At 59.1% G+C, this 25,346-nt stretch carries 16 protein-coding genes; 3 read left to right on the forward strand and 13 right to left on the reverse strand.

The window, feature by feature from the left end; genetic code table 11:
- Positions 1-16: 16 nt before the first annotated feature.
- From AC07NT_RS11660 to AC07NT_RS11720, 13 genes are all read right to left on the reverse strand, one after another.
- The gene (locus tag AC07NT_RS11660) at positions 17-1,921 is read right to left on the reverse strand and encodes a hypothetical protein (protein WP_498598863.1); all 1,905 of its coding nucleotides are present in this window, start codon (positions 1,919-1,921) and stop codon (positions 17-19) included.
- Complete coding sequence (locus tag AC07NT_RS11665) at positions 1,921-4,290, reverse strand: ATP-binding protein (protein ID WP_498598862.1); 2,370 nt, start codon at positions 4,288-4,290, stop codon at positions 1,921-1,923. Before AC07NT_RS11665 ends, AC07NT_RS11660 begins: the two co-directional genes overlap by 1 nt.
- 61 nt (positions 4,291-4,351) lie before the next feature.
- The gene (locus tag AC07NT_RS11670; RefSeq protein ID WP_498598861.1) at positions 4,352-9,826 is read right to left on the reverse strand and encodes an FtsK/SpoIIIE domain-containing protein; all 5,475 of its coding nucleotides are present in this window, start codon (positions 9,824-9,826) and stop codon (positions 4,352-4,354) included.
- Entirely contained in the window at positions 9,826-11,352 is a 1,527-nt protein-coding gene (locus AC07NT_RS11675; protein ID WP_498598860.1) for a methylation-associated defense system protein MAD7 family protein, read from the reverse strand. The genes AC07NT_RS11670 and AC07NT_RS11675 overlap by 1 nt, the downstream gene beginning before the upstream one ends.
- Positions 11,349-13,250 (reverse strand): hypothetical protein, encoded by a 1,902-nt coding sequence (locus AC07NT_RS11680; protein WP_498598859.1) that lies wholly within the window; start codon positions 13,248-13,250, stop codon positions 11,349-11,351. Before AC07NT_RS11680 ends, AC07NT_RS11675 begins: the two co-directional genes overlap by 4 nt.
- Before the next feature lie 82 nt (positions 13,251-13,332).
- Positions 13,333-13,641 carry an N-6 DNA methylase gene (locus AC07NT_RS11685; RefSeq protein WP_498598858.1) on the reverse strand — a complete coding sequence of 103 codons (309 nt, stop codon included), beginning with the start codon at positions 13,639-13,641 and terminating at the stop codon, positions 13,333-13,335.
- Between the two features lie 338 nt (positions 13,642-13,979).
- Entirely contained in the window at positions 13,980-14,699 is a 720-nt protein-coding gene (locus AC07NT_RS11690; RefSeq protein ID WP_498598857.1) for a hypothetical protein, read from the reverse strand.
- A gap of 142 nt (positions 14,700-14,841) precedes the next feature.
- The gene (locus AC07NT_RS11695) at positions 14,842-16,911 is read right to left on the reverse strand and encodes an AAA family ATPase (RefSeq protein ID WP_498598856.1); all 2,070 of its coding nucleotides are present in this window, start codon (positions 16,909-16,911) and stop codon (positions 14,842-14,844) included.
- Positions 16,912-16,995: 84 nt separating this feature from the next.
- Positions 16,996-17,361 carry a hypothetical protein gene (locus AC07NT_RS11700; RefSeq protein WP_498598855.1) on the reverse strand — a complete coding sequence of 122 codons (366 nt, stop codon included), beginning with the start codon at positions 17,359-17,361 and terminating at the stop codon, positions 16,996-16,998.
- Between the two features lie 202 nt (positions 17,362-17,563).
- Positions 17,564-18,634, reverse strand: a complete 1,071-nt coding sequence (locus AC07NT_RS11705; RefSeq protein WP_498598854.1) for a ParM/StbA family protein — start codon at positions 18,632-18,634, stop codon at positions 17,564-17,566.
- Positions 18,635-18,815: 181 nt separating this feature from the next.
- On the reverse strand, positions 18,816-19,190 hold the full coding sequence (locus tag AC07NT_RS11710; protein WP_498598853.1) for a hypothetical protein: 375 nt from the start codon (positions 19,188-19,190) through the stop codon (positions 18,816-18,818).
- A 97-nt stretch (positions 19,191-19,287) separates the two neighbouring features.
- Positions 19,288-19,512: a helix-turn-helix transcriptional regulator gene (locus AC07NT_RS11715; RefSeq protein ID WP_498598852.1), complete on the reverse strand. Its 225-nt coding sequence runs from the start codon at positions 19,510-19,512 to the stop codon at positions 19,288-19,290.
- A 508-nt stretch (positions 19,513-20,020) separates the two neighbouring features.
- Positions 20,021-21,454, reverse strand: coding sequence for an integrase domain-containing protein (locus tag AC07NT_RS11720; RefSeq protein WP_498598851.1), 1,434 nt, complete (start codon positions 21,452-21,454; stop codon positions 20,021-20,023).
- A 1,907-nt stretch (positions 21,455-23,361) separates the two neighbouring features.
- Between AC07NT_RS11720 and AC07NT_RS11725 the strand changes: the two genes are divergently transcribed.
- The 3 genes from AC07NT_RS11725 to AC07NT_RS11735 are packed head-to-tail and all read left to right on the forward strand — an operon-like array spanning position 23,362 to position 25,173.
- Positions 23,362-24,435, forward strand: coding sequence for a ParM/StbA family protein (locus tag AC07NT_RS11725; RefSeq protein ID WP_498598850.1), 1,074 nt, complete (start codon positions 23,362-23,364; stop codon positions 24,433-24,435).
- A gap of 14 nt (positions 24,436-24,449) precedes the next feature.
- Positions 24,450-24,770, forward strand: a complete 321-nt coding sequence (locus AC07NT_RS11730) for a hypothetical protein (protein ID WP_498598849.1) — start codon at positions 24,450-24,452, stop codon at positions 24,768-24,770.
- Between the two features lie 58 nt (positions 24,771-24,828).
- Positions 24,829-25,173, forward strand: a complete 345-nt coding sequence (locus tag AC07NT_RS11735) for a 50S ribosome-binding protein YggL (RefSeq protein WP_498598848.1) — start codon at positions 24,829-24,831, stop codon at positions 25,171-25,173.
- Positions 25,174-25,346: the final 173 nt, after the last annotated feature.

Raw genomic sequence — 25,346 nt, forward strand, 5'->3', positions numbered from 1 at the left:
TCGTGCCATCGCTCCCTTACTTCTCGAAAACGACGGTGAATTGCACCTGATCCTCGGCAGCGTCACCCTTGACTAGTGCCTTCCAGGCGTTATCCAAATCGTCGTATTCGCGCACTTTCACCAGAAGATCTCCCGGAAGATTTCGGTCGGTTCGCCAGCCCTTTCGCAAGGCCGTGCACAACGGGTCAACCTCAATCTGAACATCGAGCGCTGCCAACTGCGAGGCCAGCCATAGCGCCAAGTCGACGCAGGCATCGTCCTGAAAGCTATACAGGTCCTTGTCTTTTGTCAGCAGCAAGACGCGAGCTTTTCCACCATCACCCATCAACGGCGCGCGCCCGTTTTTTAGCTTCGCGGATTGGAGGAAGGCCTTGGCTCGGACCATCCCGGGGCGAAGCATGGCCTGAGAAGCGGGCCTCGAAAGATGGCTGCTAGTCGCAGCCACGATGTGATTGGCAATGTCGCTTCGCAAGCGGCCAATCACTCGTAGGCTCTGCTGCCGCGCTCTCGAAATCAGCTCCCGCAACGGCAGGGCGACGATTTCACCAGGCAACACCGTAAGGTCGAATTCGCGATCAACTCCGCCCTCGCGCACATGCAAGCTCCTCAGAACAATTCTGTTTGCTGGCGGGCTTGGATTGTCAGACGGGAAGAGCTCGTGTGCTTCTGCGACGGCAAAGATGAGCGTGCTCTTGAAATCCTTCGTCCTCGACATGCCGTTGAGATCGCACTGCTGAGTGATGTGGACTAGGCACTGAGTGCCGCTCCCAAGCGTGGAGCCGCAGAGCACGCTCCCAAAGGGCAACGACTTGCTGATTCGTTCTGCGTTCTCGGCGTCGTGAAACGACACGAGCCGCTCGGAAGGCAGCGCGCCAAGCCAGGCGAAGTGCGACATCAAAGCTCGCGCGTTAGCTACGTCCGTCAATGGCGCGATGAGCCGGTTGTCGATTTCAGCAGCATCTTTAGCAAGATGTTCGCGGAAGGACGCATCGAGCTGCTTGATGCGAATGCCGACCTCGGCATCCGATTCGACGCAGAATAGATGCTCCCGGCCAAGCAATTCGCTAAGGTGTTCATCGAATGGATCGGCGTCGCGCGCGGAAGCAAGATGGATCTGCTGCATCGCCGAGGCGTCGAGGTTCCACATAGTCTTGGCGGTGTTCACTGTGGCGCTCTCCAGCGCACGCATCCAAGAAGCCATGAAGCGCCGCATGGAGTGGGCCACCGACGACTGCCGTGATAGCTGATCGAAGCTGAGTCTCAGGCCAGGCGCGCCGAAGTTTGGATCCCCGATTTTTGCCTTCGGCAAAATCATCAAGCCTGCCGCGCTGATGCGGGAGCCATCGCTGAAATTGCGCCGGTTCTGTTCGAGCTCTATGTGGGTAGACATGAGCACGATGGGAGGAAGGACCGTGTCTTGCGCCTGCTCCGAGAGGCCGCGCAGATATTGCTTGACGGTATCGACGGAGCCAGGCGAACCGTCTTCAAGGAAGAGATCGAGGAAGACGGCCGCCGACAAGCACACTTCGTTCAGAGGAGGACGAGCAGCTACAAAGTCGACTGCGAAGTCGGGCTCCGGAAAGGCGGACAAGAAGTGCTGCCGCAGCTTATCCACTCGATTCGCCCTGTCCCAGACTGGCTCGATCAGGGCGCGCAGCGCCGGGCCAGCGCCGTCCCGCACCTGCGCGCTCAGCAACAGGCTCTTCACCGCCTCGTCGGAGCCGAAGTAGGCGAGCGCGCTTTCGTCGTCTCCGACATTCGGATGCGCCGCTTGCACCGTAGTCGCCAAATCCTTGAGATTCTCGAACCTCGGGTCGGTGGGGTCAGCGACGACATCGTAGAAGTCCGCCACCGATCCTTCAACGTGAACCCTGCGGATGCCGGCGAGCTCGTCGTCGACCACGAGAATTCGACGTGGCATCAGCGGGACTCCTTGGGCAGTTCGAGCACAAAGGTTCGAAGGCGTCCGTCCTTCTCGCCGCTCGCATCTAAATACAGCTTACCACCGTGGTACTCCACCAACTCGCGAGCGATGTAGAGCCCTAGCCCTTTGCCTCGCTTGCGAGTGCTGTAGTAAGGCTTGAATACGGCCTCGGCGGAGCCTGGGTCGATACCAGGTCCGTTGTCGGTCACAGTAATTGAGCTTGCTCGAGTGTCGACCTCGACGACGATGCGCCTTAGATTCTCACCTTCTTTCAAGCTCTGCTGAACCCAGTAGGCGGAGTTGGTCAGGAGGTTTTCCAAAACTTGCGCTATCAGACCACGCACCAAGTTTGCTAAAAACCGCTGGTCCGCCGCAGGAGCGCCATCGACAAGCACGGCGCACGCGATCTGATGCCTTGTGAATCTCGCGTCGAAGCCTGCGACGACGGTCTTAACTTGCGCGACGACATCATATTGCTCGCGCCGATTGCGCCCTGACGGGCTCATGACGTCGACTGAGCTGATTCGCTTGTTGGTCGCCTTGATCTGCGTCTGGAGGTTGTCCACTAGCGACATCAAGCGCGCGTCAGCCTCGCTAGTTTTTCTAAGGTCGATCAACAGGTCGCCAGTCCGCTGCGTCAAGCGCGTGAGCTCGTGGACGACGATCTCGACCACCAGTCCAATATTGGCCAACTCCAAGAGCTCCACGCGGTGCTCCCGTGCGAGCTGCAACGCATTGCGCACGGTCTCCACATACTCAACCTGGCCTTGAAGCGCTTGACGAATCTCGTCCACCTTCGGGCGAATTTCCGTCGGGAGCGCGCGCCCTATCTCCTCAACAGTCTTCATCGTTTGCCTTAAGGAGTCCTCGGACTTTCTGAGACTCTCCTCGGTCGACTCTTCTTCAATGGCCCTCTTGATCTCCAACTGTTGGATGGCGTCGATGTGGGATCGAAGGTCTTGGACAAGGACCGTTCCGAAGAGCGTTACGAGAAGATTCTGCTCAGGACATGAAACGAGCCGCTCGCGATTGGCAGCATCGATCAGCGACGGATTGCCTTTTGAGGAGATCGCGATGCTGCCGACTGTTTGATATCGGTTGAGGGTAAACCCCTTCGTCTTGAGGGCGCGGCTATCCCACTCCAGCCAGTCGTCCTCCATTCCTCCCGTCTGGCCCACGCGGAAGCCGTCACGATAAATTGCGAATCCTCCGCACCAAACATTGAGCTCGTTGGTCAGCTGACGTTTCGTCTTATCCACGGTGCCCACCAGCAGCCCGCGGTTGAACCACAAACAGGAGGCGGTGAATGGGCCCAGACTTCTGCACGTCTCCACGGGCAGCTCGGCGATTCGCGCGAGCTCCTCCAAAGTCCACGTGCGGCTTTCCGCTGTCTGGCTGCCCTTCCAGGTCACTTCCCTCCGCAACGCAACGCCCTCCGAAGCGGCGCTGGGGTCGTAGCGGATTTCAGCGCGAAATTGAGATGTTTCGACCAACCACTGAGGCAGCGGAACGATCGGCAAGCGATGCCCATTGAGATGGATGTCTATCGGATAAGTCTTGCGCTCCTTGTCGAACGGATTTTGGAGACGGCGCACATACTTGTTGAGAAAGTCTTGGACCTTCGCGCCGGACCAATTCGCCACCATGCCTCGGATCGTGATGACGGTTCCACAATGGTCGGCTTCGTCGTCCGCACCGGATACCACTTCGAACTTGACATCGCCGAGATACGCCTCAGGGTCGTCGAATTTTCTCCAATCGAAGACGATCGAGTTCCATCTCGGTTCACCTTTCACTTTGGAACGCACTTCCGCCACGACGCCGAGCTTCATCATCGACAGACGGCCGATGCCTTTTTCGCCGAGCAAAATCCGTGCGTCTGCGGATTGGGAGCGCTTCTCGATCATCTTGCGCGGCGTGCCTACAACCATGAACCGCTCGCGCAAGTCCTCCGCGGACATGCCTACGCCGGTGTCCCGAATCTCCATCCAGAAGCCATCATAGAGAAATTTCTCAAGGTACTCCGCGAGTTCTTCCGGGCTTCCCGCCGCACTCTGGAAAGCCGCAAGGGCGCTGCCCCGCTGATCCAGAGCCAATTCCTTGGACAGCGCCTTCTCCAATCGCTCAAGGGCGATCTTGACGGTCACCTTCTTCGCTTGAAGCTGCTCACGCACAAGCGAGACAGCTCCAGCATCAGCGGGGGCCGAAATGGCAACCATCGCCCGCGCTGAATTCGCGTCGAAGGCGTTTTTTATCAGTTCATACAATGCCATTTCATCGGAAGTGATCAATTCCGCGCCAAGCTGTCGCATGGCCCGCGCGGCGATTCGAAACGGTTGCGCGCCCGTGGCGGACTCGGTGCTCATAGTTTGATGGCTCGGCGCGTGGCCTGAATGAATCGAAGGGCCGTCAGTTCAGGTCGTGATATCACTTGTAGTTCTCCTCAATGGCGGCGACCGCCAGGCTCATGTCCTCGTCGCTCAAAAATGGGGCTTGGGCGTAGACAAGGCCCTGTTCTCCGTTGAGCTTCGCGGCCAAATGGCCCCGCCCAAGAAGCAACTCCGCGCCAGGCCGGTCAAGTGCGATTTTTGAGGTCGCTTCGCTGGCCACCTTCAAGATCAGCCGGTTCCCCAAGTTTTCGCGAAGCTGCATCGGCATCACATCCTTGTCGGGCCGCTGCGCTGCGAAGACCAGGTGGATGCCGGCGGCGCGGGCTTTGACGCCGAGCCGCTGAACGGCCGATCCCACCGCCTGCTTGTAGCCGTCTTCCAGCATCCAGTCGGCGAACTCGTCGTGCACGACGAAAAGCATGGGCAGCCTTTCTTCAACCGCCGACTTGGAGTTGTAGGTGGAGAGGTCGCGAGCGCGGGTGGCGGCGAAGCGGCGATAGCGGCTCTCCATTTCCTCCACAAGCTCGTCGAGCAGCTGCGTCGCCCGGTCGCGCGTGGTGACGATGGGCTCCCGCATGTGGGGCAGCGCTTCGAGTGCCGAATAGTCAACGCCCATCTTCGGGTCTATCAGGACGATTTTGGCCAGGGCGGGGGTATTTGTCGCGGCGATGTCCAGCAATAGTGCCTGGATCAACACCGATTTGCCGCTGCCTGTCGCGCCCGCCACGAGGGAATGCGGCTCGTGCGAGGAGAGGCCTCCAAACTCTGAGCCCAGGTTCAAGTAAAGGATCGAGCCGTTGATTTCCTGGAGGCCCAGGACGAAGGAAGTGTTGATGCCGGCGGCGTTGCGGTTCACCGCGCGGCGCGACCAAAGCTCCCACAGCGACACCGACTGGCGCTTCTCGCCGGCCACCGTCACGACGATCGCTCCGGGCTTGGGCTGCACAGTCACAAGGTTGATCGCGTGGGTGGTCAGGAGCTGAGTGCGCTTGGCCTCGATGTCCTCCACCCTCAACTTGTCTGACCCCGCCAGCCTCACAAGGCATCCGTTGGGAGTGAGCCTGGTGCCCAGGATGCCCGCCTGAAGTCCGTAGCTGTTCAGGGCCGTCTTCAACTTGCGAGTCGTCTCCTCGGCCCACTGCCCGCGCTCGTCAAGCCGCTCAGAGGATCCCGCGGCCTTCGCTTCGATGATGCCGGCAAGCTCGGCGCCGCACCACCCGGCGCCAGAGGCGCCGATGGCGGCTTGAGATCCGGCGCTCGCGGGGCTCGTGGAGGCCGTCGAGGGCGTCGGAGTAACTGGCGCAGCTTCTTGCCCGGTCGGAGGGGCGGCCGGAGTCTCAACCGTCCTCGCCTCGCCGCCGTTTGAAGATCCGGACGCCAGCCCAAGCGCGGGAGAAGTGCCTCCTCCGACGACAGGTCCCGCATTGCCAGCTCCACCGCCGAGTGGCGAAAGCCTTTCGATCATGGAAGTCCACGACACGCGCCCAGCGGGAGGCATAGGGTTGCAATCGAGCCAAGGCGTCATCGGACCGAGGCGGGAACGCACCGCGGCAGGGTCGGATTCGCTCGCGTAGCCCTCAACCAATGCGCGCAGATCCGGGCGCTCGAAGACCTCTTGCCACGCCTCCACGCCATCGGCTTCCTCCAATTTGATTTGATCGGAGTTGAAGCTGTTGGCCGCGTCGGCCGTGTGCACGAAGACGTGCGAGTAGCCGCGCAGCGAAATGAGCGCATCCCCGTCCCGCAAACCGGAGCGCGCGCGCTGCAGCAGATCCGAGCACGCGGGCGGTACGTCGGCGTCGAGGAGCAAGTCGGCTAGCCTGGCGAGCCACACGTCGCGATCCAATCGTCCCGGGTCGCCGAACAGGGCGGAGCGGAACGTGGACAAGGTGGCCATCAACTGCGCCTTGGATGATCGGCGCGCCTCGGCGGCGCCCGGCGCACCCACGTATTTGGCTTCGCAAATCGCGATATGCAAGTGGACGACTCCATCGCGCTCCTCGACGCACAGGCCAAGCAAGTCGGCGATTCGACTCTCCCTCTGCGCGAGCCAGGTCGCGTAGTCGTCGAGGAGGAAGAAGACGGTGAAGGCGGGGCGCGAGCCCGAGCCCGACAGCACCAGGAGCTCGTGGGCCACCAAGTGCCGGCTCATGACCAGGCCCAGCATCTCTCCGGCCGATACGCCGCGCTTGGCAGCCCTCAGCACAATGTCGCCCGAGACCGACAGGGCGTCCTTCTCCATCCGCGTGGCCAGTTCGTCGAGGGCGTCGGGAGGGATCGAGAGGCCCAGCTCGGAGAGCCTGCGCCGCGCCAGCACTCGCAGCAAGCGCAACTCGGAGGTCGAGCTCACGATCATATTGCGGCCGTTGGTGCTCGCGCGACGGTATCGGACTACCGTGATGCCGTTGGCCTGGAGCTGGCGCTTGTCCAAGAGCTCGTCGTAAGTCGCGACCCACTCGGCCAGCCCGTGGGCGTCGTCAAGCGTGGCTTTAAGCGCCTCGTTTTGCAGTGAGATGCGGCGCACAGGCAGCAGGAGCTGGCCGTCCACGGGGTCCTCCTGCCTGACCAGGGACGCGACCGCCGAGACGTAGGTCCAGCCGGTTGCGGTCTGCATCGGACAGGTCAGGAACGTAGTTGACTTGAGCTCGTTCTCGCCGGAGACACTGCGATAAGACCAGCGCGAAGGGGCATGCTCGAGGCTTGGGCGCTCGTTGATCCAGCCGACCTTCGCCCAGTCGACCGAGGCCGTGCGCGACACCACATCGTGCAAGAATGCCACGTCGTAAGGCCGGAACGCCCCGGCTTCTCGCGCGGGCGTAGCCGATGCTGGAACGACGGCGATTCGAAGCTTGGACATGAACGTGTCGGAGGTCTCGCTAACCACCGGCAAGTCGGGGTCGTCGCCCGCCTTGCTAACCAACTCCGCATAGACTCGCCGCAGCTTGGCGGGATCGCGATGGCGTACGGACACCCCGCATTTGAAGTCCTCGTGGGACTGATCCCCCGACAACTCGCGGACGACGGCCAGAGGCAGCTCCGCGGCGTCCGCGTTGTAAAGAACGACATTGAGGTTGTCAGCCTCGTGCGGCTGCAGCCCCACGTAGCGCGAAAGCAACTCGCGCACCTGTTTGGCCGCGCTCGTCGGGTCCACGTCTGTGAGCGTGTCATCCTCGCCTCGGACCGGCGCCTCCAAGAGGCTGTAGCCGTTGACCGTGCTGCTCTCCGCGACGAGCATGGGCTCGCCGCCTCGCGAGATCGTCGCGATCTCCGGATAGAACGGGTGGGCGAGCTCGTCGAAGAACTCCCGGAAAAAAATGTGCCGATCCCCGAAGAGCACGTCCTTCCCACCGAGGATGTGGCTCACCAGGCCAGCCGCGCGCCGGCTCTTCACCGCAAGCGCCTTCATGCGCTCCGGATGCCAAGGAGGAACGATCAGGCAGGGTTGCTCGCCGACGACCTTCACGGTTCCGATGGAGAGAATCTCGGAGACCAGCTCCGATCGGCAGACGTCGCCGCGGGCGTGCGTCGCGAGCGTCCGCAGCAGCGCGGCGAACGAATCCGCCTGCCTCATCACGGCTTCGCCGTGCAGCCCCACCGCCACGAAGTCTTCCAGCGCCTTCGCGTAGTCCTCTTCGAATGCCTTCCAGGCGGCCCTGACGGCGTCGCGCTGTTCGCTCGTCAGCTTCCCGCGCTCGTGCAGGTCCTCGATTCTCTTCTTGATCTCCGCGCGCAGGCTTCGCAGCTTGCCCGCCTGCGGCACCAGAGATCCCGCGTCGCGCTGGAAAGTCGCCTCGAGCGTGCTGGTGTCCGAGAGCGAAACGCTTTGCACGCCGCCCTTCTTACTCACCATGCGGCGCGGGACTTCGGTACAGGCAACCCCGCCCTTCTCGCGCAGGCGCTCCATGTCGTCCACGAGAGACATGCCGATGGCGTCGGGCTTGTACGACCAGACGAGCTGAGTCTTGTCGATGACCTCTTCGCCGCCCGCGCGGCGCTCGACGAGCGCGACCTCGAATTTGATCTGCAAGGAATTCCTGGCGACCGACGTCACCGGCTTGGGTTTGTCCTTGCGGTTCTTCTGCTCCCAGTCGAAAAACTCGGGGTAGCGGAACAGCGGGTCGGGGAGGTCGGCTGTCCCCATGCGCTCAACCTTCCACTCCGCCTTCGCCCCCAGGAGCTCCTTCAGGCCCCGATACATGGCACCGAAGTAGGATCCCACATCGTGGTTGAAGCGCTCGCGCCACTCCTTGCGACCCTTGCCCACGGTGAATCGGAGGAAGCGTTCGGCGCCGGACTCCTCGGAGCCGGCCACCAGCGTGTGGGCCACCTCGATGACGCCACGCAGGAAGTCCGTACATTCCGTCGGCTTGCCGAAAATTACCTTTTCCCAACGCGCGTTGAGCTTGGCGTCGTCGCGCTCCATATGGTGGCGATGGAGATCGTAGAACTCCTCGTCTTCCTCGTTCCAGTCCGAGCGCCGCTGTCGCGCCTTGAGATCTTCAAGATGCTTGCGCCACTTCTCCGATAGCGCCATGGGCTCTGCGCAGTCATGATCGAAGAAGTAGATCGTCGCCTCGGCCAGGTCGAGCTGCTTTTCGCGCGGCTTCTCGAAAATATGGTGGACACCGTCGCCTTCCCATTCCAGTTCCGCCAAAGCGGCGACCGCTTGCTCGTCCGAAGCCGATGCCTCGATGAACGCCACGATGGTTGGCATCACCGTCGCTTCGATCTGTGCGGCGTTCTCGTCGAGACGTTGGCGCATTTCCTCGGCGTCGATCGGCTGGCCGGTGGGGCGCAGGCGACGCAACAGAGGCGCGCGGTTGGCGTAAAGCTTCTCGAACGCCTTGCGCCACGGCGTCATCGCTACCCCATAGGTCTTGGGATTCGAAAAGAAAGAGGTGTCGCGAGGGAGTCCGACGCACGGGAGCGCCCAGCCGATCGCGTCGCGGATCGCCCGACCGTGCGAGGGCTGCGAGGCTTCGGCGATCCTCGAGCAGAACTCGCCGAGTTGGATCAAAGACAAGTCAACCACGGCCAGCAGGCCGCGAAGCGCGGAGGCGAAGACCTGCCGATCCTCGGGAGTCGGCGCCATGGCCGCGACGTGGCACGTCGCCTCGACCCAGGCCGCTTCGTGGGCCCGCAATTCCTTGGCCCCCAGCCCCGTGACGTGCTGCAGCGTGTCCGCCTGGTTCTGCTCGGTCCCGTTGGCGGTAAGAAGCGCCAGCTTGCTGGTGCCCGCGTTGCGGACGAAGCCCGCGTTGCGGTCGGTCAGCGCCTCAGGCGGCAGTCCTTGGCCAATAACCAACGACTCAGGGATTTTGACGTCGACCAACTCCGCGAGCTGCTGGTTACCGACCACTTCCCAGACCACCGCGGCGATCTGCTCTGGCGAAAGCTTGTCGAGCCGAAACATGGCAGTCGATTGCGAGACGCCCTCCTCGGGCCGGGCGTCGCCAAGGCGCTGGGCAAGGATGGTCGCCGCCACGCGCCCGATGATTTTGTTGGAAAGCATCAGACTTGCCCTCCGGAGGCGAATGGGTTCTCCACGAAGGAGCAGGAATCCGAGAGGCGTCGGACAAGCCCGAGCCCGGCCAGGCGTGCTTCCAAGTTGGCACGGTTGTCGCTGAGCGCCTCCTGGTCAACCAGCTTCTCGTTTATCAGCCGAGCGCCTTCGACGTCGCCAACGACGAGACCATAGCGGGACTTCGCCTCGGCCAAGAACTCGTCGAATTGCATGCGGTTTTCGACGATGGCCACCACAAGCGATTTGAGCAGTCGATCGTTCGGAGCGTAACGCGTCCTGCGAGACAGCCGCCGCGAGCTCAGCCCGATCGCGCGAGACCATGCGGGATGGATTTTGTCGACGTGCTGCTCGTGGCGGGAAAGCGCTTTCTCGACGAGCTGCTCGACCAGTTGGTCCCCATCCTTGTTCAGCGCGTCAGCATCGTCGCCACCGTCTTCAGGCGGCCACTGGAAGCGCGATCGCAGCACCGCGGCGCAGGCGTCCTTGGGATCGGACGACGCCAAGGCCGAGCCCCACTCTGGCGACAACTTCGTCGATTCGATCGAGAACCGGATGGCAGCCGCCGAGTAGCCTTGATTCGCCAGATAGGACTCGGCCGAAAGAGCCCGGACCTTGGTGCGCTCGCGCGAAACCATCTCGCAGACGATTTCGACGGGCTCCGCCTGGCCCGCTTGCGCCTTGCCGCGCTCGAGGAAATACAACATGAGGTTCAGGCCGGTGATCGAGATGAGGTGTTCGAGTGCGTCGTATACCGGCATGTCGCGGGACAGGATCGCGAGCCAGTCCTCGCAGAGGCGATCAAAGCGCGGCAAGGACGCATAGGGCAGATATCCCACGGGCCGGTCGTCGGGAGCGGTCTGGGGTGGCCCTTGCAACGCGCGCACGAGTCGGTTCATCGGAAGCGATTGATCGTACAGGCGCTCGACGAGCCTCTCGCCGAGCTCAGGCCCGCGCTGGGCGCGCGAGAGCATGAGATAGAGGAGCTCGCCCGTTCGGGCGAAGAAGCGCCGGTCGTTGGAGGCGGATCCCTTCGCATCGACGCGCAGGTCTTCGTAGAGCGCGTCGGGCCCGAACGGGAACACGAACTTGGAGCTCCAGCGTTTGTTGCTGCGCGCCTCGAACGACGAGGAGCGCAGCAGCTCCACGGCGCGAGCGAAATCCTCAAAGTCGCCGAACGCTTCGCGCAGGTAGGCGAAGTCCGCCTCGGCGAGGCCCTCAGCGTCTTTTTTGAATCGTTCGCTCCAAGCGTTCCATTTTTCGGGATCGGAGAGCGGGCGCGCGCGGATGGTCTCGACGAAGGGGTTGTTGAACAGAATGGCTCGGAGCCTCAGCTGCCGCTGTGGCTTGTATCGAGGCGCCGCGTCCCCGGCGGGTCGCAATGGCGCGTCGGTGTTGGATCCCAGAACGGTCAAAAATTCCAATACCGTCAAGTGCGGAAGCTGCTCGTCGTAGAGACGATGGCCCCAGACGTGCTCGTCGACGGCGAAGTCGACGCTGTCGATTCTTGGCCTCATTGCAGCGTCCTGACGGTAACAGGTTTCGAGTAGCCGTGGCCACTCATTTCGATCTCGATGAATCGCAGGGTGAGCGCGTTCGCGCCGTCGTCCGAATCCTCGTCGTCGGCCGACCTGTCCTTCTTGGCGAGTTCGGCTTTTCGGAGCAATCGCGCCTTGAAGGCGAGCATGTCTTCGAGGCACTCATTTGAGAAACTGCCAGGCAAAGCGCCTTCAGCCACTCGGCAGAGAAACTCGAACCTGACAGGGGTGAGCTGCAGGCTCGCGGAGAACCAAGCGCCTTCGGCGATGGCCACTTCGAGGACGCCGCTGCCGGAGACGCCGTCGAGCGCCACCTTCATGCCTACACCCTGGGTTCTGCGAGCCGGCGACTCCGTGTCGCACAGCACGCTGATCCGCGACTGGGTGAAGCCGCCCGAGCTCGCGACGAAGAGCTTGTCCGTATTCTCGATCAACAAGCCCGTCATGACCCGGTTGAGCCCGCGAACGAGCCGGGAGCGTAGGGCGTCGCTGATGTTTCGCTTAGCCGCTAATCCGGACATCATGTCCAAGTAGTCGCCCGCGAATCGAAACGCGGTCATCGACCAGAAGCGGTAGTCCGAGTCATCCTTGGGCAAGACGAAGAAGAGCCGGCGCCTCTGCGAAGCCAGGCGCTCCAGAAAGGCCGCGGCGCCGTCGTCCACGCGAGCAGCCTCGTCGCCTTCCAAGTAGCGGTGAAGCCCCGCCAAGTAGCTGGGCGTGGCGCCGTAGACGGGGTCTGAGGCCAGGTGACTGGCAAAAGAGTCCTTTAACTTCGGGTCGTCCGCCCCATACACCATGAGCCCGTCCGCCCCGTTTGTGGTCTCAGAGCCGAGGCCGAACGCTGCGAGAGCCCGAAAAATCGGCTTGTTCGACGCGCGCCGCTTCAAATTGGCCCCGAACACGTTGTCGTAGATGCTCGCCATCTCGACCGTCCCGCGCTCCTGGATCTTGGGCACGTCCGAGCAGGACATCAACCCTTCCTTCGCTTCGGGGTGGCCCAGGATCATGTTCGACGCGAGCGCGAGCAAGTCGCGGATCGGGAGGTGGGTACCGTTGGCCCGAGAAATTTCGGCAAGGGTGGAAAGGCGCGTTCTAAGGCGACCTTGGTCTTCAGCCCCCAATATCCGATTCCTGTTCTCCATGATCGGACATACCCGACCGTTACCGTGCCACGAACATGAGCCGCACTTCGTCCATTCAGGGTGCTCAGAGACAGCTCGAAGCACGTCTTGGACAGCCTCTGCGCGAGCTTGGCGGCTCAGATCGAACAGCGCCAGCCGGTCGGGAGCCGCCGCTCGTTGAAGGAACGCCTCTTGGATGGGCACTCGAAGCGGATGCGCGCGGCCTTGGCGACGGCCGCATTCCCGCAACCTCTCCAAGATTTGCCCGTGGTTGGCCACCAAGACAACGAAGCGCTTGTCTTCGGCGGCCAACACCGATTGTTCGAAGAGGCTCAACGCATCGTCGCTCTCCGAGTCGGACAGCTCAGTCAAATCCTTGACGAAGATGGCCACCCGTCCATCCGGCAGGGAAATCTCCTTGACGGGATTCTTCTGGTCCGTCCAGTCGGCCGCGGTTCCCCCCATGTGGCCCCAGAGGGTTCGGGCGTGATACGTCTTACCGTCTCCCGCTGTCCCGGCAATTAGGATGGATCCAGGAAGACCAGAGTCCACACGCGCCATGATTTGCTCGAGCAGGGGGCTCGTGAGCTGGATCGGGCTGACGTTGGCGCGGCGAAGGGCGTCGACGGTGTATTCGTCGAAAAGTGTCGTGTTCGACGGAGTTGGCCCATAGGACCGCAGAAAGCGCACCCAGCCGCTTGCTGGATGACCACCTAAAGCTGGCGCGGCCGGCTGTACCGCCGTTGCGTTCGTCATTCTTACTCCCCGTTGAACAACCGGAGGGCCGGACTGCCCTCCCCTTTGCCTTTTGCTGGCGTCTAGGCGCCCTCGAAGGCCATTATTGCCGATAAGACGTCAGGGGGAAATTGCACCGCGCCAGTGAGACGCGCGATGAAAAGCGAGGCGGAAAAGGGGGATCAATAGGCTTGAGCGTTGCCCTAATCGGCGGGTTGAACAGCATGTAGTCAAATTTTTTGCGGGTGTGGCCGTCTTCGCTGAACGTATTGCCAAAGGTGATATTGGCCGGGTCCTGATCCTTGATCAGCATTTCGGCCTTGCAAATGTCGTGGGACTTGGGGTTGAGCTCCTGGCCAAAGACCGTCAGCCATGCCTGCGGGTTGTGATCGACCAGGTACTCGCCCGCCACGCTACGTATCCCGTTGATACCGGCTGTGGGTCGTAAATGATGCGTACCACGCCGGGCATGCTGAGCACGTCGCCATCGTCGATGAAGATGATTTCCTCCATCAGGCGGATCGTTTTGGGTCGGGAGTACGAGTTCATGTGGGTGGGGAGAGGTTCCCCGACTGACCCAGCCAGATCAAGTCCTGCCCAGTCACTCAAGCATCTCGCTTAGCTTCCGACCGGGCCTTCACAGGCAGTACCACCACACAACTGTTTGCCGACAGGAAGCGTTAGTACACCCGCCAATGGTCACCGGCAGCAATCGCTGCATATTGCCCGTTCACCACCACGATGCCAGGTTCAGGCAGGAACCAAACATTCGCGTAGTACTTCCAGTACCCGGAGACTGTGCGCCCGTCGCTTATCTATAGGGATCTGCCAGATTTCCTGTAGCGTGAGGCTGGCCACCACAAGCCGGATAATTTCTGCGTAGAAATCCTCCCGGTTGAGTAACACTAGAATTTTCCCATTAGCCTGTCTGCGCGCCAGAGGCTCACATAGCAGGGAAGTCAGATATGTGTAGTTTCTGAAAGTCGGCTCCAGGAAATGAAGCCAATATGGCCATTGACGATTAACTTCTCGAAAATGCTCTCGCGCAACATTTTCCCAACTTTCACGTTGATCAGGCGGAAACCCCTTGAATTCAAGGTGCATCCTTCCCATCGAGCCGATACAAACAAATGGCTCATCACTCAACGCATCCATTAAACGGATCACGTCCTGGGCAGCCCGTGCATCCATTGACGACGCATAGGGATGCAGTTGGATCTGTTCGGCGCCTTCGGACAAACCGGGGGCCGGATCGGATTTCGCCCTCAGCATTTTCTCTCTGCTCATTGCCGTTCTCAACCAGCCGGGCAAAGAACTCATCGCGTCGCGATTTGTCTGTTCTGCCGATTCCAGTAACCTAAGCTGGTCTGTATAGAACTGGTGAATCAGATCGACAAGGGCTATGGGCTCATCAGAGCGCTCGGCGTGCGTTGCAGTATTTTGAGAGGTCATATAAGTAAGCAGCACCAAGTACAAAGCTCATCAGTCCGGGGCAGAAACTGGTCTGCCACGGCTATCCTGTCACCTTAGGCCAAGTGCCATTCAGGCGCCTTGCGGCTCCGACTAAGGTATACGCGCGCGCTTTTGGTCTGATTGCCCTGATCAGCATGGATCAAAGGTTCCCGAGAACAGTTGATGTGCCAGTCTCGATATCAGCCTGGGACAGCACGATTTCATCGCCTGTGGAGCGCGAGATAGCGCGATTGACGGCGTGCTGCAGCACGGCCTCGACGTTGGCGATACTTTGCTGGCCCAGATTGGCAGCAATCTTGTCGGCAGTCTGGCCCTGGCCCAGCCGGAGATTGCGTTTGGCGATCCAGTTAGCCACGTGTAGTGCTATCTGGTCTTCTTGCGGCAGTTCGAATTCAATCTTCTCGGTGAAGCGCCCTCCACGCAACAGCGCACCGTCGATTTGGTCCGGGCTGTTCGTCGCCGCGACAAAGAGTACATCACGTACACGGTCGCCCGCACCATCCATGATGGTCAGCAGCTTATTGGTGGCTTCGGTGCAGTTCGAATACTCTCGGTTACGCAGCAGGTCGTCGGCCTCGTCAATGAAGACGATCGCCGGGCGCAGTTCCTTCGCCTTGTCATAGATCTTTTGCAGGCCCTTGGGGTCGCGAGACAGATCAGTACCCGAAGTCGGCAGGAATGCCCAGCCAACTTCCTTGGCCAGTGACTTGCACACCGTGGTCTTGCCGGTACCGGGAGGACCGTAAAAGAGCACGCCAGTGGGCAGCGAGCCACCCAGGCGCTCGATACGCAGCGGGTCGCGCAGGCGATTGGCCAGCATGTCAAGAGACTCCCTGGATCGGGCCGAAAGAATCAATTGATCCAAGGGGATAGCAGATTCGGGCGTGGAACCGCGGCGGCCCTGAACCCGCCGCAGCGCGGCCATGAAGTCTTCGAAAGTGACTATACGATCACCGTTACGCTTTTGCAGGTAGGAGGCCAGTTCCTCGGTCACAGCCAGGATGCGCTTGACAGAGAATCCGTTCCAGCGTGCGGCGACATTCTTAATCGTGGCTTCGTCAGCACTGTAGCCTTTTAGGTTGTCAGCAAAACCCTTGGTCAGCAGGCCGAAACGGGCTTCCATATCGGGTGGGGTGACTTCAACTTTGAAGTCAAAACGACCCTCGCGAACCGCAGCACTATCCAGTCGGTCCATGTGGTTCGTGGCGGCGATCACTAGCACTTTTTGCCTACGGATGTCGACCAGCAAGGTCAGCAGAGCATTGACAGCATCGGTGTCTTCCTTGATGCTGGAATGGCCGGAAGAACGGTCAGGTATGAAGCTGTCGATCTCATCGATGAACAGCGCACAGGGCTGACGACGGATGGCTTGGTCAAAGGCACGCTTGATGCGGGTAGTACGCTCGCCGACCCACTGGCTGGCCACATCAGCATGGGTCAACTTGAGTAACGGCAGCTTGAGCTCTCCGGCAAGCGCTTCGGCGAAAACGGTCTTGCCGTTGCCAGGCTCTCCGGACAGCAGGATACCGTTGCGCGGGGCAGCGCTGTTTTTTTCACGACCTACGATGGCCTGTCCCGCCTGCAGGAGGCGGCACTTGAGTTCGGTATTGCCGTAGATATCCTTAAAGGTGATCAAGGCCTTCTCGAGCCGAGCGATCTGCTCGCCATCGTCTCGGTCTCGCCCACCGGTCTGGGTATGAACGCGATTGCGTGCGAGACGACGAAACGCAGGGATGCCGTAGTACCAGTCGAAGTAGCAGTCGAGCCAGGTCAGCCCGACCACTGCCACATAGGTGGCGGGAAGCGCCAGATCTATAAGGCCCTGCTTGCGGCCCCAAATGGCAAACCAGAACGCAACGATACCTAGGCCAAGGATAAAGCCAAGTGCGTTCGCATATATATGCTGCTCGTCACCTTCATCAACGGTAAAGCCGAAGCGCTGCTTGAGCACCAGTGCTACCGCGAGATATACGAGACGCACAACGTGAGAGAGGATCGCCACCCCTATTGCATAGGCCAGAAACCCGCTCAGGGTATAGCTGTCGAGGCCACCCACCTGCCCTTCGCGCAGAAGTGCATACGAAAAGCGCGGCACCTCGGTTCTCCATAGCAAAGCCGTTAGCAGTACAAGTGCGATAGCAGCCGTTACAAACAGGCTCGCCAGCTTTAACGGCAGATATAAAGTGGTCCGAAAAATTTTACCCAGCATGTTCTATCCTTTTATGAGGGAAATGGCATGACTCGGATCTTTGTCAAAAGTCATGCCTTACAGCGCTCTCTGCAGTTTTGGTCTCTATCGACCGAGAAGCGCGGCCTTCAGGGATCTCCACTGAAGGTAGATCAATGTGAGCTCCTTTTGCAAAGCATTAGTGGGCTCTTCGAGGTGTCGCAGCCCAAGCTTGTCGACGAAAAGCTCAATTTCTTCATCGATCGACGGTGGATTGCTGAACCACGGCAGCTTGGACCTCGGGCTGCAGCGGGCGGCGGCCGTTTTGAGGAGATCGCGCCCCGTCGGGTTGTCCATGAGCCAATGACGTACTTTTGGGACGCCCTCCTCTAATGGAATTTGGGCGTGCTGGCGAAACATCGACCTGGTGGAAAGTTTGATTTTTTGTGACACCTCATCGCTCCATTTCGCGTCGCACATCGGCGCCGTCATTCAAGTTCTCACAGAAGACCTCCTTGTCAACCCCAAGATAAAGAAACCCGGGCGCTGGGCCCGGGTGTTCTTCGCAGAATCCCATTCTTAAGATGATGCAAGAGTTCCTCTAGGTCAGAATCAATGCTCAGTCAAATCGCTATATCGGTTTGAGTCAGACGGGGAAGCATCAGACGAATCGCTTATCTCCCTACTTTCCGCCTTACTTCGACGCCGCAGTCAGATATTCCCCAGCAAACTGGAAGCCTTTGACGTTAGCGAAAACTGGGTCCGCATCCATGCGCATGATCGATGCGCGCTCCGGGAACCTCCGCGTCATGTAGTCGTAGAACACAGCGGCACCGCCACCAGTGAAAAGGATGGCGTCCAAGTTCTCCAGCTTCTCAGTTTTCGAAATCAACTGATCCACCGATTCAATCAAAACTGCCTCGATTGCATTGGAGTGCTCAGTCATTGGGTACGTCTCGCCGCCAACTTTGAACGAGTCTGCGCCAGTTCGGATAGCGATATCAATCCGATCAATGATCTCGTAATTGTTCCGCCAGTCGCTGTCGATACCGTCGGAAACAGCGTAGGCGCAGGCCAGCGTTGACTTAGGGTACGCACCGGAGAGCTGCCAGTTGGGCTGGTGGCCACAAGACATGAACCAACCAAGGTTGCCGCCGCCGGCATCGACAACCAACGAGGAAGCGTCGTTCAAAACACGACCGCTTTGAACGATGTGACTGATGAGCGCCCCCTGCGGCTGCACGACGACCGAGACGCGCTGGACCGAAACGCGGCTAACCTCTTTAGGCTCGGTTGAATCTGGCAGCAGATGCTCACCGACCAAACGGGTTTGGAGCTCCCCCTGATAGCGAGCGAAGTGTTTCAACGGCAAACCGACGACGAGGTGCTTGATGACCAATTCAGCCGGGTGGCCGACGTCCTTGGACATGTAGTAAAGCGCACCACACAGTAGCGCCATGTACTTTTTGCTCAAGCAGTAGTCATCAAGCACAGGCCGGGGCTCGCGGCCGGAACTAAAAAGTACTGCATCGCGACCGACGAAGTAGTTCACGCCATCTACTTTCACCACTGTGCCATCTGGTTGGGTATTTAATGCGCTGCTTGGAGGCATACTGGCCAGAAGTCGAGGCGCAAGGCTAGGAAAATTTTGGGTGGAGACAGTCATACCGGTCGGTTCATAGCGCCGGCCGAGGCTTACTTTCACCGAAAAATAGCCGACATCCGCAGCGCGGACATCAACGACAACAGGGGTATCGGATTTCATTTCAGGAATTCCTAGAATAAAGGCAACACAAGCGCGTGTTGGGCCTGATGATCAAAGGAGTCCTTGAAATCGTCAAACGATGGAGACCAGAACGTGGCAGGAGGATGGGCTGGTCAATCAAACTGAGAATGCATCGTCACTGATGACCTCCGACTATGTCCCGGTTACATAGACAGGCACATCAGAATTTTTGATGTTCTGCAGAGTAGATCATTCCGGGGAGCAGCATGAGACGGCCTGGCCGCAGCTTAGTCAGATCCAAGGGAGGTGAATATATACCGTCGAACTCGTAGCGTTCGCCGCTTTCCATCCACAGGTACTGGTGTATGGGTTCACTCATGAACGTACCAATGATCGGGCCCCGACGCTTGAGGCAGCGAGCCGAAATCTCGCAATCTTTGATCTTCTCCAGTTCTGATATCGGCATGGCTTCGAGAAGCGTATCGTAATTGGCGAATCCTTCGGCGGAACCTTGCGGCTTGATTCCACCAATGCAAAGCCCAGTAGACAAGTAGTAGATCGCGATCCCTATAGTTGGTGTTATTGGTTGGCTCATATAACTAGGCTACGACAAAAGCCATCAATGTCAATTCGACGGGTTTTCGCCTATTCAGGATTGAAACCCCTCGTCATTCGAGCTGGCGATTTTTCATTCAATCATTGCGATAACCGAACGCATATTGGATTCCGCGTTCGACCAAAATATCGATGTCGGTGCTACGCCAGCGAACTGCACGCTCACCAATGAGAACAGGCTTGGGGTAGTGACCTGCTTTTATTCCCCTATAGAGCGTAGCGCGACTGATATTTAATCTTTCAAGCACTTGAGGGACGCGAAGTAGCGTGCTTGAGCATGCTTGAAATAGTGAGTCCTTCATTGGGCATGGACACCCCAGCGCAACGCAGTTACCAGTCCCCGGCCTTCTCTTCCGTGGTTGCTACGTTGTCCCTTCATCATTTGGAGGCAGACGAGGTTCGCCTGGCTATTGATAGGTAGCCAACCTGTCACACATATCCTGTATTTCTAGGTTTGAGTGCACGCATTTCCCCGCGATAGCTGAGCCTGGTATCAGCTTGTGGGGGGACATCAGATCGTCAGCAGATCTATATCGTCCTGGATAAGGCTATCCATTTGACAGCTGAACTTATTCTATGGTGCACCTAGAAGGTGTCAAACGATCAGGACCATTGATGCATGACGCTTCTGATCGAGGCGCTGGATTCCCGAGTGACATCCCAAATCATTGCCACTGCGCGAACATCGCTGGATAAGACCACGGCCGTCTATGTCAATTGTCATCAAGGAGGCTGTGGATCGGGCCTCGCTCGCGGCAGTGGTACAACCCGGCCGTTATAGCCTTAGCCAAGACCGAGGGTCCGACAGGGCTATTGCGGATCACGCACTTCGGGAAGCTGAAGTTCAATTGAATCGTCGGGGTCCGTGGTGCGGTGGTGTTCGGTAAGGTCGACACTGCGGCCGAGGATATCCCTGAGTTCTTGCTTGAGTCGGAACAAGATGTTGCTATCCAGGAGCTTGAGGTCTAGGGTGGCGATGAACAGGCGCATCTTCTGGTTGGGCGCCACAGGTAGGCCGGCCGCGAAGTTCTCGCCGAGCCAGACGCGGGAGACGCCGGCATCGGCCATGGCTTTGACGAAGCGCGGATTGTTTTCTGTAATCCTCCATGTGGCCTTGAGGCGCTGAGTCTTTTCTTTCTCGGCCATGGGGATAGTGCCGATGTAGGCGCCAGCGATGTCGGGACGAAAGTGGCCCATGTCGAGGCTGACTTGCTTGCGGGCCTCTAGGTCGGCTTCCTTGACCATGGCATTGACAACGGTCGGGCTTTCCGCCGAGACCGGTGGTTCAAACCCGGCGACCTGCCGGTAGCGGCGTGCCGCGAACTGGTGGCGTAGTCCGTGAGCTGTCACGCCCAGCGCGGCCCGGGTGACGCCAACCTTCCGCATCTGATAGTAGAAGTGGCGCAGGGATTGTTCCAGGGTGCGACTGCGAAGTGCCAAGATACGCTTGGGGTGATGGCCTGCGGCGAGCTTGGCTCGTTCAACAATCTCACGCTGCCAGGCCGCCGCTTCTTCCTCGTTGTCAAACCGCACACTGCGCTCCAATCCCCCTTTCGTTCCGTACTTGATACGCAGGTGGTCACCCATGTCGCATTCGTGTGGCTTAATCATGATGGACTCCTTAACGCGTAGTCCAAAAGCTGCCTGAAATTCCAGTTGCAGTGCTGTGATCGGGCAGTTTGCGCGCACCTTCTTCAGAACGACGTCAAATTCGACGGCCTTCTCTTTCCACGCCTTGGATTCCCTTGCGACGATTGAACGCGGCAGTATCGGGCTGATACCGTTATCAAGCAGCAAGGCGTTGAGCTTGACCGCGGTGGGCAGTATGTGACCCTTGCCAATAAAGTTGAAGAATCGCCGCAAGCGTGAAAGCCGGTTCTGAATGGTACTGGTGCTGAGATGGCGAGCGTGCCAGCGTTTGATGAGCCTGAGCAGGTGTGCTTTGCCGAGCTCGCTCAGGTTGCGCACAGCCGCGCCCTCTTCTCTCAGTTCGGCAATGATCAGCTGGAGTGTGTCGCCGTAGGCGTCGGATGTGGCCTCCGATACTGGACGCTTGCGCCCGGTTCCGGACTTGATAGTGAATTCTCCTAGGAACGCCGCGACTTGCTTGTGCGGGTTGTTCGGGTACTTGCGCTGGGCGCGCATCATCGCATCGATGCCTGCACCCGCGCCCCGAGCACTCGGCCCGATACCTGCCTTGAAAATAGAGCGTCTCGCTCTGTCATGCTTTTTCTCTTCTTTCATTTGTTGGCTGATCCTTTGTGGTGTTTCTCTGTCCGTCGTCGTGACAGGTACTCATGTATTCCGAAGCACTCATCTCTTTCTGACACCGACTTCCCGCTCTTGTGTCTAAAACTTTCCGCTCATGAACACCTCGCAGTGCGTATTTCTCATCCGACCGCATCCGAACATGACGACGCAAATAGATGGCACTCGCCCACTGCGGATAAGCGGGTACCTGCCGTTCACGCCAAAAAGTGACTTTCCGGCGTCTGGCGGGTTGACCCGCCATGCTTTCTTTGGTGCCGCCCATTGCGGCGCTGGTGATGTATCCCCTTTTATTGGCGAGCCCGGGAAGGCTTTCTGTCAGTACGGTTCGCAATACTCGTAAACAAACTGTCCTGCCACGTCGTTGCGAGCGCGAGGCAACACCTGTCGGTGTCACTTGAGCCACGCGTTCGCGGCGGCTCAAGGGGGCTGGATTCCTAGTCCAGGGTCGTCGAAGGTGACCAACCTGTTCACACCCCCGTGAGAGTGGAAATGTCCATTCACTTGCCCTGCACTGACATGTGCAGCACCCGGATCCAGCGGTTCATCCGGCAAAGCTCTTTGTAGGCCCCAAGCGGGCTCCCAGCTCAAGCGCCAGGCGACTTTGTGGATCTCTCAGCAAGTCGGCGAAATCGGCCTGCAGGCCTCAACGCAACTCCATCGAGACGTTGGTTGGAACGTGAATGTGTATTCGCATTGCTGCTTGCACAGCCCCAGCTCTACGCCCTTCACCAGAAGAACCATGAGTGGCGACCCATCGATGGGTCATAAATCCGTTTGCCTACGTATGAGCCTCATTCGAGGTCACTGCTTTCAAGGCAACCCGTTGGTTCCTTGGCTCACGAGACTCGTCTCGTTCACGTATGACGACAACTAACTATTCCTACTGTCGCCGACCCATTTCCAGTCCCCTGGGAGCGTCAGAGCCGTAGCCATTGACGTTCCCGCGGGGCGGGTTGAGGAATTGCACCTATTACCGTACTTGAGGTCAGCAGTAGCTGAGCATCGTTCGAGGATTCGCCTTGGCGAGTCACGTTGGATGTCGGATCAGTTGTCGCGTTCGCTCAGCTGCACAAAAGGCGCGGAGCCTTCTGCATGGTCCTGCTGTCGCTGGGCCCCAAGGACCGCGCTGCGATCCAGAGCTGTTGTATGCGGAAACTGGTTCCGCGTGGTGCCCAAAGGGCGTCACGGTTTGTAATGTAGCGGGCGAGATTCTTGCGGTCAAACGATGGTGACCAACTTCCCTATCCGATCGTGTTATCCACAAATTCAAATTTTCTGTCGCTCGTGCTTTGTCTCTTTCACCGCTTCCGTCAAGGCCTTGTGGCAGTAAGGCCGGGTGAACTCTCTCCTTCGAATCACTTCTCGAAACCGTTGCTGGAGTCCCGCCCTCGCGTCCTGTTGATATGTCGTCGTGGGCGCTCTGCATTTGCCGTCTACAACCCCTTGATTGAAGAAGGTCTCGATCGCACAAGATACCGGTTGGCGGCTCATTCTGCGGGGCTGGTCCTGACGAAAGCGATCCTCCAGCACGGCACTGATGTCCCGAAATGAGTTGAGATTTCTGGGGCCAGTCTGGCTTTCTCTCTTATAAATTGGTCGGCTATCGACGTTCTTTTGGAAAACGGAAAAGATTGCCAGCCCTCCAAGCCACCAAGATATTTTCTGGCTTCAAACCGGCAATCATTGCCGTAGCACCAGCAAGCTGCGTACCCTTTCTGGCTTCAAAGTGGCAATGATCTCCACCGCGCCAAACTGCGGAATGTTCTCTATGGCTGCAAAGTGGCAATGATTGCCGGCACTGGTCTCGATCGTTTGACAAACTGAAATGCTCTGAGAGGATTCCATACAGCACACATGTGTTGTCCTTGTTTGGAGCGTTTATGAAACCTGAAACTTCTGTAGTCGTTGATGTACGTGCTGTCGATGTCGGCTACTTTTCCGTCAAGCTGACCTTCGGTCGGAAGGTCCTGAGCGGCATTCCGTCGATTGCTGTTAATCATTTCCCGAGTTTGGCTCCTCGCCTCTCGCAAGGAATGTCACCTCAGTCCGTTCTGAATAGTCGTCCGAATGGGTCGTTGGTCGAAGTCGACGGTGTCGAGTATTTCGTCGGACGTGACGTAAACCTCTTCAGCTCTGGCCAGGAGCCCCGAGATGTCCTGCCGGACTATTGCTTGTCTTCCAAATATCTGGCGCTGGTCCGGGGCGCCATGCACTACATGTGGCTCGACGCCGGCAGCCCCGGCGAGCTGGTCATCAAGCATCTCGTGCTGGGCCTGCCACTTACGACATACCAAGAGCACCGGGAGAGGCTTCAGTCTCGTGTGATCGGCGAACACCTTTTGCCAGACGCCACCCAAGCCGACTCGTACCGTCGGATCACAGTTGAAAACTGCAGCGTCATCGTGCAGCCTCAAGGCGCTCTGGTGAATTACGGGAATCTGAACCGTCGTATCTACGAGGACCATTTTTCTATGGTGGTCGATGCCGGCGGCGGCACGCTCGACTGGTTCGTAACCCGCGGTCGCAGCCCTAACTGGCAACGCTCGGGCGCCTATAACAGGAGCATGTTGGCTTGCTCCTACGCCGTTGCCGACAAGATCGACCGCGGCTGGCGCGACAACTTCGACGTCATCGAGCGCATCGACCGCGCGATCTGTGAAAAGCGTGAGTCATTTACTGTTTCGGGAAGGTCGTACCGCCTGTCGGACTATGAGTCCGACATCACCGCTGTCCTCAAGGAGTCGGTGGATCGTATGCAGGCGAAGGTCGTTTCGTTCGACGGGTTAGATACCATTCTGTTCACCGGCGGTGGCGGTGCACTGTTCTATGAGTACTTCCGTAACCGCTTTCCGCACCTTATCCACATCATGCACATTGACGATGAACCGTTGTACTCGAACGTCAAGGGCTTCCAGCTCGCCGGCGAGATCCTTTCGCGTCCGAAGCTCACGTAGGAGACGGGGCGACCATGGCAATGGATGTCAAGAATAGGGATGTCGGCCTGAGGTTCTCGGTGCCGGCGGAGATGGCCGATGTCTATGAGCGCCTTCGCAGTTCGGCGCCCAAGCGTCGCAGCTTTGAAGCGCTGCACCTCATGCGACTCGGCCTAGCGTTTGAGCGGCTGTCACAAGGGGGGATGCTGGCAACAGTCGCGGGCCGTGTGGCGGCGGTTGGGCCGGCCGCTGCTCCTGCGGTTACACCCGAACCGTTCAGTCGTCCAGCAGTGGCTGAGCAGCCATCGGCGGAGGAGCGGCAACCGATTGACGGCGGCTTCTTTGAAGTCCGGTAGTCTGGAAAGTTTGGGGCGTCTTGGCCTAAATGCGGCCTAATTCGTTAGGGTAACCATCATGACAAAGAAACGCAGTCGAAGGCTTCGCAAAAAGTTGCGTGTCGGCGAGTTTCAGGAACTCGGTTTCTACTGGGAAGCTACATTCAAATCGCTTTTGACTCCGGAGCAATCCGAGGCACTTATCGAGTCCCTGCTCTCGGAGGTCATTGAACCGGAGGGGCTCGGATTCGGAGGTTGGGCAAGTGGCGGATTCATCGTGGGCTTCAAGCGTGGTTCGGTCTCGGAATCGCAACGAGAGACCGTGTTGAAGTGGCTCCGATCTCGTGCGGAGATCGACGAGGTCAAGGCAAGCGGCCTTGTTGATGCATGGTATGGCGAAGATAGAGGGGATGAGCTCGAGTAGTTTTTTCTGACCGGTCGCCTGCTTTGGGCTGCTGCCGGTTTCTCGGACACCACCTAAGCTTCTGACGCTTCTTGAGATGGTCCCCTCGCCTATACGCCGCATCGGCCGCACTGCCGATGGCATGCGCCAGCGTCATCTTCACTACCTCGTTCGGGTATCGCGTCGTCTCCGAG

This window comes from Hylemonella sp. GW821-FHT10B10 (assembly GCF_059415585.1).

Coding starts and splice junctions, on each gene's coding strand:
- AC07NT_RS11660 (WP_498598863.1), bottom strand. CDS start 1,921: ATGCCACGTCGAATTCTCGTGGTCGACGACGAGCTCGCCGGCATCCGC.
- AC07NT_RS11665 (WP_498598862.1), bottom strand. CDS start 4,290: ATGAGCACCGAGTCCGCCACGGGCGCGCAACCGTTTCGAATCGCCGCG.
- AC07NT_RS11670 (WP_498598861.1), bottom strand. CDS start 9,826: ATGCTTTCCAACAAAATCATCGGGCGCGTGGCGGCGACCATCCTTGCC.
- AC07NT_RS11675 (WP_498598860.1), bottom strand. CDS start 11,352: ATGAGGCCAAGAATCGACAGCGTCGACTTCGCCGTCGACGAGCACGTC.
- AC07NT_RS11680 (WP_498598859.1), bottom strand. CDS start 13,250: ATGACGAACGCAACGGCGGTACAGCCGGCCGCGCCAGCTTTAGGTGGT.
- AC07NT_RS11695 (WP_498598856.1), bottom strand. CDS start 16,911: ATGCTGGGTAAAATTTTTCGGACCACTTTATATCTGCCGTTAAAGCTG.
- AC07NT_RS11700 (WP_498598855.1), bottom strand. CDS start 17,361: ATGACGGCGCCGATGTGCGACGCGAAATGGAGCGATGAGGTGTCACAA.
- AC07NT_RS11705 (WP_498598854.1), bottom strand. CDS start 18,634: ATGAAATCCGATACCCCTGTTGTCGTTGATGTCCGCGCTGCGGATGTC.
- AC07NT_RS11710 (WP_498598853.1), bottom strand. CDS start 19,190: ATGAGCCAACCAATAACACCAACTATAGGGATCGCGATCTACTACTTG.
- AC07NT_RS11715 (WP_498598852.1), bottom strand. CDS start 19,512: ATGAAGGACTCACTATTTCAAGCATGCTCAAGCACGCTACTTCGCGTC.
- AC07NT_RS11720 (WP_498598851.1), bottom strand. CDS start 21,454: ATGAAAGAAGAGAAAAAGCATGACAGAGCGAGACGCTCTATTTTCAAG.
- AC07NT_RS11725 (WP_498598850.1), top strand. CDS start 23,362: ATGAAACCTGAAACTTCTGTAGTCGTTGATGTACGTGCTGTCGATGTC.
- AC07NT_RS11730 (WP_498598849.1), top strand. CDS start 24,450: ATGGCAATGGATGTCAAGAATAGGGATGTCGGCCTGAGGTTCTCGGTG.
- AC07NT_RS11735 (WP_498598848.1), top strand. CDS start 24,829: ATGACAAAGAAACGCAGTCGAAGGCTTCGCAAAAAGTTGCGTGTCGGC.